Below are 11,733 nucleotides of genomic sequence, written 5' to 3' on the forward strand. Positions count from 1 at the left end.
CATCGAAAATTGGATTAACAACTATCCAAAGAAATGTTTGAACTATTTATCTCCTAGACAATTTTTACTAAATGCCTAACTTAGACTTGAAATTTAGCGTTCGAAAGTTGACAAAGTGTTTTGTTTAGAAAATAGCTGATACTCACTCAAAATCTCCAATAGAGAAGGCAGGTTAATGGAATTAGACGGTGAATCCTAGCGTCGCATAGCTTTGTTTTTGGTAGAGTAGGGCTTTATTTCAGATTCTCACTCTATCATACAGACTAAAAAATCATGCAAAAAACCAGAGTGCTTAGCTCTGGTTTTCAGACTGAAGACAAAGTCTCTAGGATTGATTTTCATGGCTTTTCTTAGCAGACGCAAAAGCAATAAAATATTTTTGTCCATCTACTGTAGTAATAACACCTGAAAACAACTTTTTATGTGTTGATGTTTTATAAAATTGAGAATACTCTACCTCTGAATCAATATTACCCAATTTGTAAAATTAAGCTAGACAGAAAAAGCCATCTATGTTAGGCTCAGATAAACTACCACATTTGTCTGAAAGGAACTAACATAAATGACTTATACTCATCTTACCACAAATGAACTCGTAATGATAGAGGCTTATTACCAAGAAGGTAAGAAAGTTTGCGCTATTGCAAAGTCACTTGGAAGAGCGAGATAAACCATTTATAATGTTATCTCTTTTCTGAAAACGGGTCATTCAGCTTATGACTATTATCAACGCTACAAAGCCAACAAGAGGCATTGTGGCCGGCAAAAGACCCAACTCACCAAACCAGTACAAGAGTTTATTCAATCCTATCTAGCATCAGATTGGAGCCTCGATGTGATAAAAGGAACTCATCCTGATAAAATTCCTTGTTCCATGCGTACTCTCTATCGCTTAGCTGACCGCGGCATCTTCAAGAAAGAGGCTATGCCTTGGCAAGGCAAACGAAAGCCAAATGGGATGAAAGAGAGGCGAGGAAAACAAGCTTTTCGCAGAGATTTGCGGGAACGCGCTAACATTTATCCAAACTTTGAAACTGAATTTGGTCACCTTGAAGGAGATACTATTGTTGGAAAGAATCATAAAAGCGCTGTTATCACGCTAGTTGAAAAGCAGTCAAAAGCGATGATCGTGCTTCAATCCAAAGGGCGAAAAGCCAGTGACATTGAAGCTGCTATAAACCAATGGATGTCCCGATTTCCTAAGAATCTCTTCAAGTCCATCACTTTTGATTGTGGGAAGGAATTCTCGAATTGGAAGTCAATTTCTAACAAACAGGACATTGACATTTTCTTTGCGGATCCTGGTTGCCCCGGTCAACGCGGACTAAATGAACATTCTAACGGTTTATTGAGACGCCATGGACTTCCAAAGCAGATGGATTTCAGCGAACTTTCTCAAACATTCTTATCAGCTGTAGCTGATAAGAGAAATCGAATCCCGAGGAAGTCCTTGAACTACCAAACGCCATACCAAGTTTTTCTGAGTCAGGTGAAATTGTCTAGCTTAATTTGACAAATGAGGTTATGTAAAAATTCTAGATAATCAATATCGATATTATAAAAACCAAACATATAATCCTTTCCCAAAAAAGGAACAGCCAAAGCTGCTCCTTTATCACCTTCGCTTAATAGGTGGAAGAACACCTTATCTAATATAATCTTACCATTTTTTTCTTATTTGCCAATATCAAACTTATCATTAATTCACACATCAACCTTTATATTTGACATACCAGCTCAAAAATTTTACAATGTAAGCGATAACAAATTAATAAATTCAGTATTTAGGTTAGAAAGGAGAAATAATAATTATGATTACAACAATAATCGTTTCCCTCTTAATATTTAGCATTCTCGGATTCTTAATTTACTTACTCTTCAAAACACTAAAAAAACAACACTAACAAAAAAAAGAACGAGTTGGATATGTACTGACCCCCAAAAGTTGGACAAGAAATATTATTGAAAGGATTTAATTCTGTATTGCACAGGACTAAGTCCTTTTAATTTTGTTTTGATTCGTTTGTTATTGTAGTAAAAAATATAATCGCTAATTGCTTGTTCCAGTTGTTCTAGTGATGTGAAGGCATTCTCAAATCCATAAAACATCTCGGACTTGAGAATGCCAAAGAAGGATTCCATCATGCCATTATCAGGACTGTTCCCCTTACGAGACATCGAAGGACAAATCCCTTTAGATTCCAAAAAGTGATGATAAGACCAGTGTTGATATTGCCATCCTTGGTCGCTATGGAGAATGGTTCCCTCGTAACGGTTAACTGGAAAGGCTTTTTCAAGCATGGTATGTACCTGTCTCAAGTTCGGTGAGCGAGATAAAGTAAAGTCAATAATTTCACCATTATATCCATCCATAACAGGGGATAGGTACACTTTTCCCTCCGTTAAAGCAAACTCCGTTACATCTATATAGCACTTCTCATAAGGTTTAGTTCCTTCAAACTGACGTTGAATCAGGTTGTCAGCCTTCTTTCCTACCTCGCCCTTGTAAGAGGAATACTTGCGTTTCCGACGAATACGAGCAGCTAGTTTCATCTCTGTCATCAAACGTTGTACCTTCTTGTGGTTGACACAGAAGCCTCGATTGCGAAGTTCCAAGTGAATACGACGATAGCCATATGTGCCTCTACCTTCAGTTCAGATATGGCAATATCTTCCACGATTTAGGTGGACGGTCTTTATCGCCCTAATCGTCTCCCTTGTCGCCTACAAGCAAATGTCTTAAATGAAAAAGACACCTTATTTCTGGATTGGCAGAAGCAGGTGTCTTTTATGGTTTTGAGATGGGTTCTAGCGATTAAACACAATCGGCATCTCGCGACTGAACTGGGATTTATAGCTGTCATACACCATAAATTTAGCAATGTTCTGCCGTGACACACTGAATTTTGCCTTACTATCCCCGAAAGCGTAGGTGTAACCTACGCCGTCTGATTTGAGGTTGGGGTTGAGAAAACGGACGACTGTCCAGTCAACGGATGTTTGCTCCAAGATAGCTTGCATTTTCTTCATTTCTCGGTAGCCAGCTGGTAGGAAGAGCCGAGCCATGACTTTTGGAACGAGTGTCACTAGAGAATTTTTGTCGCGGTGGCGGTCGGCTAAGGTTGGCGTGCCGTTAATAATCAAGCGTTTGCTCTGCCATTCTTCCATAACAGCTACCAAGACAGCCAAGCCATCGGCGACAGGTGTGGTTTTATCCTGGCGCTTGCTGTTTAAGGAGGGGCCGACTGCTGAGATGACGACATCGCTATTAACGACTTGCTGTCGGACAAAGTTGGCATCGGTCATTAAGCCATAAGCTTTATGCTGGGCGGGCGACTTGTCCAAGGTTCCCTGACGGCGGGCGACGGCAATGACCTCATGTCCAGCCTTGACGGCTTCACGGACAACAGCTTGGCCAATGGCACCATTGGCACCAAATACGGTTAGTTTCATATCATTTCTCGCTTTCTTATTGTATAATGCTAGTATAGAGAAATCAAGAAAGGAAAACAACCAACAATTTTCTGAATCTGTTGGTCAAGATAATATGGATAAGTAGTTTATTCCTGCTGAGGACAAGATTAAGGAAACATTTCTGAATTTGTTGCAACACGAAGAGTTTGAAAAAATTTCGGTGCGACTGATTTGCCAGACAGCCAACATCAATCGTAGCACCTTTTACGCTCATTTTGAGGACAAGTATCAGCTGGCTACGGTGGTTTTTCAAGAGCAAATGAAGGATTTTATGCGTCACCATCCTGCAGCCACCTTCCCTTTTGGAAGAGATTTTGTCTGGGAATTATTGGTTGGAACTCGGTCCTTTATTGATGACATCGCTGAAACTTGGGGCTATGGGTTCTCTTCTCTCATCCCTCTCGTGCAGGAGCAGTTGCAGACCGACTTGCAGACTATTCTAAATTTTCAACTGAGGACAGCAGACCTAAATTTAACACCTCATCAGAAGGACTGGCTGGCCAAGAGTTTGTCCGCCAGCCTCTTCTATCTGATTCAAGATAGTCACAAACGGAAAATTGATTTCTCGTCCTTAAAAAATGACTTACTGCCCGTCATCTATCCAACACTTGACTGATTTTGTTGGTTGTTTTTCGATTTTTCCTTTGTTAGACTAGGGGCATCATTAAAAAGAAATGAGACTCAGTTATGACAAGTTTTGAATTTGGTGTTTATAGTTTGGGCGAACGCATACCCTTAGCTGATGGGCAGCGACTCAGTAGCAGAGGGCGGATTGAAAATATCATCCAGATGGGCAAATGGGCAGACCAGGCCGGTCTGGATGTCTTTGGGATTGGCGAGCACCACCGTGGGGATTTTGTGACTTCCTCCTACGCCATGATTTTGGGAGCGATTGCTCGAGAGACTAAGGGTATCAAGCTGACCAGCACCCTGTCCGTTATCAGCACCGTTGACCCCGTCCGTCTCTACGAGGATATGGCGACTCTTGATTTATTGGCAAATGGCAGAGCGGAGGTCTTTTTAGGGCGTGGAGCCTTCCTAGACTCATTCAAGCTGTTTGGGGCAGATGTCCGCCAGTATGATCAATTATTCGAAGAAAAGCTGGAGCTATTCAGCCAGCTTCAAGAACAGGATAAGGTCACTTGGCAAGGACAATTTCGCCCAGCCCTGAAAAACGCTCCGATTGCCCCTCGACCAGTTCAACAGAAACTACCGACCTGGATTGGTGTTGGTGGGAGCCCAGAATCTGTTGAACGTGCCGCTCGTTTAGGCTATAAAATGGCTCTCGGTGTCCTAGGCGGTACAGTTGACCAGTTCAAACCCCTGACCGACCTTTATTGGGCAGTCGCCAAACAATATGGTCACGACCTTAACCAACTGCAAATCGCTATTACAGGTCATAGTTTTGTCGGAGAGACAGGTTATCAAACGAGAAAAGATTTTCTTTTGCCTTATAACCGCTATCAAGAATACTTTGCCAAAGAAAGAGGTTTCCACTTTGTACAGACCAAAATGTCCGATTTGGAGCGGCAGAGTGCACCAGAATACATGCTGGCGGTCGGTAGTAGCGATGAGTTGGTCGAGAAAATCCTCTATCAACATGAACAGTTAGGTCAGACACGGTTTATGGGGCAGTTCGACATGGGAGGCATGCCCCTAGCCAAGGTTGAAAAGGCCATTGATCTCCTAGCGACTGACGTAGCTCCAAAAGTGAGAAAAGCATTAAGGATTTGAAAATATTCAGTAAAAAAGCGCAAAAAGTGAACCGCACCCCAAAAGTTAGACAGACAATCTAACGAATGGGGTGCGGTTCAATATCCAACTCGTTCTTTTTTTATTTCACACTTGTCAATCAGATCTATCAATTCTTCAACCGAATCACCATCTTCGCCATCTTGAAAACTCTCAAGCGATTCATGATGAAAAGCAGGATTCTTTGCATTCAATTCAATCATCTTATCCAAAATTTCTATTATTACCTCACTTCCAGAACTGCCACCACGATTTTTTATCGTGTTCAATCAACTTTAATTCTTGATTTTCCTTTTGAAATTTCAACAAAAGAACGTTTTGTTGTTGATTTGATTCAATCAAAGAACGAATAGTTTCATTCTTTTTATTCAGTTCATCGCGTAACATTTGTATTACTAACGAATCACCTTGTTTTTCTTCTGCTTCACTTTGTTCAGCGTTCGTTTCACTTCGTGATTCATTGCTAAAAAGAATATAACGTATATACTCAGAAAGCTTCATATCAACATTCTCAGCACGATTCTCTAAATCGGATTTCTCCGATTCAGATAACCGTATATTGAGATTCTTTGTGTTTTGTTCTACCATTGTTTTACCTTTGTTTTTCAATGTTTTCGTTTTTGTTATACTTATTTGTAATACACGTTTGCGATTTTGATTATACTGTTCTTCAGATTTTATCTGAACATTTGAGAATTTTGATTCATCAACAAACCCATATTGTTTTTCACTTTCATCATGAACTTTCTCAACAATCCCTTTGAACACTTCAGGACGATAACGACCGCTAAGATTATTGAATTTCAAAACATCACTTGGCTTCTGAGGCAAAATCTCTTCATCAATTTTACCACCGCCAGCGCCAGTTGATTGTCGTGAAAAATATGGGAGCTTCTTGCGAACGTCATCACTCAAATACTCATAAATGACTGGTTCATAAACCATTTTCAAAATCGAACAAGCATATTTTGAGCGAGTGAGTTCAACCCATACTGGTTCCGATTGTAGTCTAGCTTTTCTTTGTGAAACATAAGAAGACCTCACAAGCGTTTTCTTTTATTATACTCCTAAAAACACGAAAAGCCTCTAGAAAATCAATCCTAGAGACTTTGTCTTCAGTCTGAAAACCAGAGTTTTTTCCTGAAAACTCTGGTTTTATCTTGCTTATTTTTCTCCAAAGAAGGCTTGGTAGAGGGAGCGAACGGCCTCTTCTTCTTGCTCAGTTTTGATAACGAACATGATGGAAAGCTCACTTGAACCTTGAGAAATCATTTCGAGGTTGATATTGCTTTGAGAAAGGGCACGGGCGGCGGTTTCCATGACTCCAATATGGTTTTTCATGTTTTCGCCGACGATCATGATGATGGACAGTCCTTTTTCAATAGACACTTCGTCAACTTCTAATTTACGTGTTAATTGGTCAATGATTTCTTGTTCCTTGATAGGCGTTAATTGCTTAGCCTTGAGGACGATGGACATGTCATCAATTCCTGTTGGCATGTGCTCGAAGCGGATGTTGAGGTCTTCTAAGATTTGCAAGACTTTACGTCCGAAACCAACTTCCTTGTTCATAAGGTACTTAGACATGTTGATGCTGACAAAATCAGAAGCGCCTGAAATACCGACTACAGGGAAGGTAGCTCCGCTATGTTTGGTAACAATCTTTGTACCTGGATGAGATGGGTTGTTGGTGTTTTTAATAACCAAGGGAACACGACCGCGGTAGGCAGGGATGAGAGCTTCATCGTGGAGGACGGAGAAGCCAGCATAGGCCAGTTCACGCATTTCCTTGTAGGTCAATTCTGTAATCGAATGTGGGTTTTTAACCACACCTGGATGGGCAGCGAAGATACCGTCTACGTCAGTGAAGTTTTCGTAAAGGTCAGCCTTGACACCAGCTGCAACGATAGAGCCGGTAATGTCAGACCCACCGCGTGAGAAAGTACAAATTTGACCTTGAGCAGTTACTCCAAAGAAACCAGGGATGACAAGGATTTCATCTGAATCGCGTAGTTCTTCCAATTTGTCGTAGCTAGATGGCAGGATGCTTGCGTTACCCGGTTCACCAGTTACGATGATTCCTGCCTGTTTAGGATGGACATAGCGAGCGGTCAAACCATTTTTTTGGAAATACTCCGCAATGAGTTTGGCGTTGTTATCTTCACCTGCAGCTAGGAAGGCGTCGTAGGCAAAATCATTGCCTTCGATTTCAATTTTAGCCAGTTCTTGAATGGCGAAAGCAATGTTTTGTGCCAATTTTTCAGAGAGACCAAGTTCGCTAATCATGTCGTGGAAGCGCGTGATAATCCAGTTTTGAATACCTGTGACATCTTGGTTGGCTGCAGAGGTTTTGTAATACTTGATCAAGGCATCGGTAACCTTGGTATCTTCTGAATTACGTTTACCCGGTGCAGACACGACCACAAAGCGACGGTCAGGGTCAGATTTTACAATATTGAGGACTTTCTCGAGTTGCTGGGCAGAGGCAAGAGAGCTTCCACCAAATTTAATAACCTTCATAGTTTAGTTTTCCTTTTCTTGAGTTTAGGCAATTATACCAAAATTCTGTCATTCTGTCAGTATTTTTTGAATTGAATGACAATTTATTTTTTGAAAGAAATAGCAGAGCTGTGACAGCGGAAAAATGATTGACCTATTTGCTTTTTGGGGTGGCGCAATATAGAGAAAGAATTCTGTTTTTCGAAAAATACTTTGATGTTTTAACTTTTCAATTATCAAACTATCGGGTATAATAAAGGTGATAAAACAGCCTAATAGGTCATCGAGGAGGTCACTATGGCATTTGAAAATATTTTGTTCACGGTAGAAGACGGAGTTGCAACCTTATCTTTTAATCGCCCAGAAGTATCCAATGGATTTAACATTCCCATCTGTAAGGAAATTTTAGAAGCTATTGAATTGGTCAAGGCAGATGAGTCTGTCATGATTTTGAATATTACTGCTCAAGGTGCTGTCTTTTCGGTCGGTGGAGACCTGGTTGAAATGCAACGAGCTGTTGAAGCGGATGATGTTCAATCCCTAGTTGAAATTGCTCACCTGGTCAATGATATTTCCTATGCCCTTAAAAAATTACCAAAGGTCGTGATTATGTCAACTGATGGAGCAGTTGCAGGCGCAGCAGCTAATATGGCAGTTGCAGCAGATTTCGTTGTTGCTTCTGAGAAGACTAAATTTATCCAAGCCTTTGTTGGGGTTGGATTGGCACCAGATGCTGGTGGTTTATTCCTGATGAGTCGGGCAATTGGAGCTACACGGGCAACCCAGTTAGCCATGACCGGTGAGGGACTCAAGGCTGAAGAAGCCAAAGACTATGGTATTGTCTATAAGGTTTGTGAATCTGAAAAATTAGAAAAGACAACTGCTCAACTCATCAAAAAACTGAAACGGTCTTCACCTAATTCCTTCCGTGCTATCAAGGAAATGGTTTGGCAGGCTAATTTTGTGGGTTGGGAAGACTATGCTAAGGTTGAACTCGGTTTGCAGAAAGAACTAGCTTTCAAGGAAGATTTTAAAGAAGGGGTTCGTGCCCATGCAGAGCGCCGTCGTCCGAACTTTTCTGGGAAATAAATGAAGTCGTAATAAAGGAAAAATGTAGGACATTTGCTGTGTTCATAGTTTTCTTTTCAAATAATTTGAGACAGCAAATACTTGCATTTTCAAATCGAATCTGATATATTTTGATTATCAAAGTTTTATCAAGCTGTAAAGGAGGTAATGTTTTTGGACATCAAACAAATTAATGATCATCTCGTCGATATTTTTAACCGTATTTTGGTCATTGAAGAGAATAGTCTTAAGGTTAGTCAATTTTCAGATGTATCCCTTAAAGAAATGCACACGATTGAAATTATTGGCAAAAGTGACCGCGTTACCCCGAGTGACATTGCTAGAGAGTTATTGTTGACATTAGGCACTGTAACAACGAGCTTGAACAAACTTGAGAAAAAAGGTTATATTGAACGTACACGGTCGGAACAAGACAGACGTGTCGTCTATTTATCGCTAACGTCTAAGGGGCGCTTGTTGGATAGACTTCACGGGAAATTCCATCGCAATATGGTGAAGCATATCACTGAAGGGATGGACGAGTCTGAGGTTGAGACCCTTGGTCGCGGTTTGAGTAACCTGTATACTTTCCTGGAGGAGTTGATGTAGCATGGTTTTTGCAAAAATTAGTCAGGTGGCGCACTATGTTCCTGAACAGGTGGTAACCAATGATGATTTGGCACAAATCATGGACACCAACGACGAATGGATTTCTACTCGGACTGGAATTCGCCAACGTCGAATTTCGCGTGACGAAAATACCAGTGACTTGGCAATCCAGGTGGCCAAAAGCTTGTTGAAAAAGGCTAAGCTTGAGGCAAGTGAGCTTGACTTCATTCTGCTTGCGACAATTACGCCAGATAGTCTGATGCCGTCTACAGCGGCTAAGGTTCAAGCGGCAATTGGGGCAACTAAGGCCTTTGCTTTTGACCTAACAGCTGCCTGCAGTGGATTTGTCTTTGCTCTATCAACAGCAGAGAAATTTATCAGATCGGGTGCTTATAAGCGAGGTTTGGTTATCGGAGCTGAGGTTTTTTCAAAGACTCTTGATTGGTCAGATCGGTCAACGGCTGTTCTCTTTGGAGATGGAGCTGGAGGTGTTCTACTAGAAGCCTCTGCAGAGCAACACTTCCTAGCTGAGTCCCTCAACACTGACGGATCACGGCAGGTTTTGACATCTGGCAAGGCAGCCTTTGGTTCACCATTTACCCAATATGCAGAACCAGAGGAAAATGCCTTGCAAATGGATGGTCGAGCAGTCTTTGATTTTGCCATCAAAACCGTCTCACAAAACATTCTGCAATTGCTGAATGACAGTGGTATAGACGAGTCTGAGATAGAGTATTTCTTCTTGCACCAGGCTAATATCCGGATTTTGGATAAAATGGCTCGTAAGATGAAGATAGCACGGGAGAAATTCCCAGCTAATATGATGCGATATGGCAATACTAGTGCCGCGAGCATCCCCATCCTTCTTTCCGAATGCGTGGAAGATGGAACGATCAAATTGGATGGAAATCAGACAGTTCTTCTATCTGGATTTGGTGGAGGCTTGACATGGGGGAGCCTCATTGTTAAACTTTAGTTATATGATTGTGCAAAAGCACAGCTATAAAAAATTTATTTTATTGAAGGAGACAACATCATGGCAGTATTTGAAAAAGTACAAGAAATCATCGTAGAAGAACTCGGCAAGGACGCTGAAGAAGTAAAATTGGAAACAACTTTCGATGAGTTAGACGCTGACTCATTGGACGTATTCCAAGTTATCTCAGAAATCGAAGATGCTTTCGACATCCAAATCGAAACTGAAGATGGATTGAACACTGTTGGCGACTTGGTTGCTTACGTAGAAGAAAAAACTAAATAAGAAAATGGTGGGGTGGGCGATGTCTCACTCCCTCTTCTTCTAGATATACTTTGATTATCAAAGAATTCCAGAAGATGAAATTTAGCAGTTAGAAGGTTATTTAAAATGAAAACGCGTATTACAGAATTACTAGGCATTAAATATCCAATTTTCCAAGGAGGAATGGCATGGGTCGCTGATGGCGACTTGGCAGGTGCAGTCTCCAATGCTGGTGGGTTGGGCATTATCGGGGGCGGTAACGCACCTAAAGAAGTTGTAAAGGCCAATATTGACAAAGTAAAATCAATTACGGACAAGCCTTTTGGGGTTAATATCATGCTCCTTTCTCCATTTGCGGATGATATTGTAGATTTGGTCATTGAAAAAGGAGTCAAGGTTGTCACAACTGGTGCTGGAAATCCTGGAAAATACATGGAGCGTTTCCATGAGGCAGGAATTACGGTAATCCCTGTTGTTCCATCAGTCGCTTTGGCTAAACGAATGGAAAAACTTGGAGCGGATGCCGTTGTTGCTGAAGGGATGGAAGCTGGAGGTCATATCGGTAAATTGACAACCATGGCTCTCGTCCGTCAGGTTGCCGCTGCAGTTGATATTCCAGTTATTGGAGCTGGTGGTGTCGCTGATGGTGAAGGTGTTGCAGCTATCTTTATGTTGGGAGCTGAGGCAGTCCAAGTTGGGACACGCTTTGTTGTTGCCAAGGAATCTAATGCCCACCCAGCCTTTAAGGAAAAAATTCTAAAAGCTAAAGATATTGATACGACTGTGTCAGCTTCAGTAGTTGGTCACCCGGTTCGTGCCATTAAAAACAAATTGTCTACAGCCTATGCCAATGCTGAGAAGGACTTCTTGGCGGGTCGCAAGTCTGCTGAAGAAATTGAAGAGCTTGGAGCAGGTGCCCTCCGCAATGCTGTTGTTGATGGAGATGTGGTCAACGGTTCTGTAATGGCAGGTCAGATTGCTGGTCTGGTTTCTAAGGAAGAAACCTGTGCAGAAATCTTGGAAGACCTCTACTCAGGTGCTAAGGCTGTGATTGCTGAACAAGCTAAACGTTGGTCTTAAGATAAACGAGG

The 11,733-nt window shown here is 41.5% G+C and carries 12 protein-coding genes and 2 pseudogenes; 8 read left to right on the forward strand and 6 right to left on the reverse strand.

Features of this window, described 5'->3' with window-relative positions; translation table 11 throughout:
* Window positions 1-325 precede the first annotated feature (325 nt).
* Window positions 326-478, reverse strand: a complete 153-nt coding sequence (locus ACFORF_RS08640; protein ID WP_380427355.1) for a type III toxin-antitoxin system ToxN/AbiQ family toxin — start codon at window positions 476-478, stop codon at window positions 326-328.
* Between the two features lie 84 nt (window positions 479-562).
* Between ACFORF_RS08640 and ACFORF_RS08645 the strand changes: the two are divergent.
* Window positions 563-1,513, forward strand: a pseudogene (locus ACFORF_RS08645) (IS30 family transposase).
* Window positions 1,514-1,959: 446 nt separating this feature from the next.
* Here the strand turns inward: ACFORF_RS08645 and ACFORF_RS08650 are convergent.
* Together ACFORF_RS08650 and ACFORF_RS08655 are read right to left on the reverse strand one after the other, a co-directional pair.
* A pseudogene (locus ACFORF_RS08650) lies at window positions 1,960-2,655 on the reverse strand (IS3 family transposase); the annotation flags it as partial.
* A 153-nt stretch (window positions 2,656-2,808) separates the two neighbouring features.
* Complete coding sequence (locus ACFORF_RS08655; protein WP_380427357.1) at window positions 2,809-3,453, reverse strand: NAD(P)H-binding protein; 645 nt, start codon at window positions 3,451-3,453, stop codon at window positions 2,809-2,811.
* Window positions 3,454-3,601: 148 nt separating this feature from the next.
* Here ACFORF_RS08655 and ACFORF_RS08660 point away from each other — a divergent pair, with 148 nt between their 5' ends.
* Both ACFORF_RS08660 and ACFORF_RS08665 read left to right on the forward strand, forming a co-directional pair.
* On the forward strand, window positions 3,602-4,090 hold the full coding sequence (locus ACFORF_RS08660) for a TetR family transcriptional regulator (RefSeq protein ID WP_380427359.1): 489 nt from the start codon (window positions 3,602-3,604) through the stop codon (window positions 4,088-4,090).
* Window positions 4,091-4,161: 71 nt separating this feature from the next.
* Complete coding sequence (locus ACFORF_RS08665) at window positions 4,162-5,208, forward strand: LLM class flavin-dependent oxidoreductase (protein WP_380427361.1); 1,047 nt, start codon at window positions 4,162-4,164, stop codon at window positions 5,206-5,208.
* 77 nt (window positions 5,209-5,285) lie between these two features.
* On the opposite strand, the gene ACFORF_RS08670 is transcribed toward ACFORF_RS08665, so the two are convergent.
* The 3 genes from ACFORF_RS08670 to ACFORF_RS08680 all read right to left on the reverse strand — a co-directional run bounded on the left by ACFORF_RS08670 (window position 5,286) and on the right by ACFORF_RS08680 (window position 7,746).
* Entirely contained in the window at window positions 5,286-5,438 is a 153-nt protein-coding gene (locus ACFORF_RS08670) for a hypothetical protein (protein WP_380427362.1), read from the reverse strand.
* 16 nt (window positions 5,439-5,454) lie between these two features.
* Window positions 5,455-6,171, reverse strand: coding sequence for a plasmid mobilization protein (locus ACFORF_RS08675; RefSeq protein WP_380427632.1), 717 nt, complete (start codon window positions 6,169-6,171; stop codon window positions 5,455-5,457).
* Window positions 6,172-6,390: 219 nt separating this feature from the next.
* Window positions 6,391-7,746, reverse strand: coding sequence for an aspartate kinase (locus ACFORF_RS08680; protein WP_380427364.1), 1,356 nt, complete (start codon window positions 7,744-7,746; stop codon window positions 6,391-6,393).
* 276 nt (window positions 7,747-8,022) lie between these two features.
* On the opposite strand from ACFORF_RS08680, the gene ACFORF_RS08685 reads away from it, so the two are divergent.
* From ACFORF_RS08685 to fabK, 5 genes are all read left to right on the forward strand, one after another.
* The gene (locus tag ACFORF_RS08685; RefSeq protein WP_380427366.1) at window positions 8,023-8,814 is read left to right on the forward strand and encodes an enoyl-CoA hydratase; all 792 of its coding nucleotides are present in this window, start codon (window positions 8,023-8,025) and stop codon (window positions 8,812-8,814) included.
* 147 nt (window positions 8,815-8,961) lie between these two features.
* Window positions 8,962-9,402: a fatty acid biosynthesis transcriptional regulator FabT gene (gene fabT / locus ACFORF_RS08690; protein ID WP_380427368.1), complete on the forward strand. Its 441-nt coding sequence runs from the start codon at window positions 8,962-8,964 to the stop codon at window positions 9,400-9,402.
* A gap of 1 nt (window position 9,403) precedes the next feature.
* Complete coding sequence (locus ACFORF_RS08695) at window positions 9,404-10,378, forward strand: beta-ketoacyl-ACP synthase III (protein ID WP_380427369.1); 975 nt, start codon at window positions 9,404-9,406, stop codon at window positions 10,376-10,378.
* 60 nt (window positions 10,379-10,438) lie between these two features.
* Window positions 10,439-10,663, forward strand: coding sequence for an acyl carrier protein (locus tag ACFORF_RS08700; protein ID WP_380427371.1), 225 nt, complete (start codon window positions 10,439-10,441; stop codon window positions 10,661-10,663).
* A gap of 105 nt (window positions 10,664-10,768) precedes the next feature.
* On the forward strand, window positions 10,769-11,722 hold the full coding sequence (gene fabK / locus ACFORF_RS08705; RefSeq protein WP_380427373.1) for an enoyl-[acyl-carrier-protein] reductase FabK: 954 nt from the start codon (window positions 10,769-10,771) through the stop codon (window positions 11,720-11,722).
* Window positions 11,723-11,733 lie beyond the last annotated feature (11 nt).

The sequence above is a fragment of the Streptococcus caprae genome, assembly GCF_042649745.1.
Classification (GTDB): Bacteria; Bacillota; Bacilli; order Lactobacillales; family Streptococcaceae; genus Streptococcus; species Streptococcus caprae.

Excerpts from the sequence above, each read along its gene's own strand:
- ACFORF_RS08675 (WP_380427632.1), bottom strand. The coding sequence starts at position 6,171 with ATGGTTTATGAACCAGTCATTTATGAGTATTTGAGTGATGACGTTCGC.
- fabT (WP_380427368.1), top strand. The coding sequence starts at position 8,962 with ATGTTTTTGGACATCAAACAAATTAATGATCATCTCGTCGATATTTTT.
- ACFORF_RS08685 (WP_380427366.1), top strand. The coding sequence starts at position 8,023 with ATGGCATTTGAAAATATTTTGTTCACGGTAGAAGACGGAGTTGCAACC.
- ACFORF_RS08665 (WP_380427361.1), top strand. The coding sequence starts at position 4,162 with ATGACAAGTTTTGAATTTGGTGTTTATAGTTTGGGCGAACGCATACCC.
- ACFORF_RS08700 (WP_380427371.1), top strand. The coding sequence starts at position 10,439 with ATGGCAGTATTTGAAAAAGTACAAGAAATCATCGTAGAAGAACTCGGC.
- ACFORF_RS08695 (WP_380427369.1), top strand. The coding sequence starts at position 9,404 with ATGGTTTTTGCAAAAATTAGTCAGGTGGCGCACTATGTTCCTGAACAG.
- ACFORF_RS08680 (WP_380427364.1), bottom strand. The coding sequence starts at position 7,746 with ATGAAGGTTATTAAATTTGGTGGAAGCTCTCTTGCCTCTGCCCAGCAA.
- fabK (WP_380427373.1), top strand. The coding sequence starts at position 10,769 with ATGAAAACGCGTATTACAGAATTACTAGGCATTAAATATCCAATTTTC.
- ACFORF_RS08655 (WP_380427357.1), bottom strand. The coding sequence starts at position 3,453 with ATGAAACTAACCGTATTTGGTGCCAATGGTGCCATTGGCCAAGCTGTT.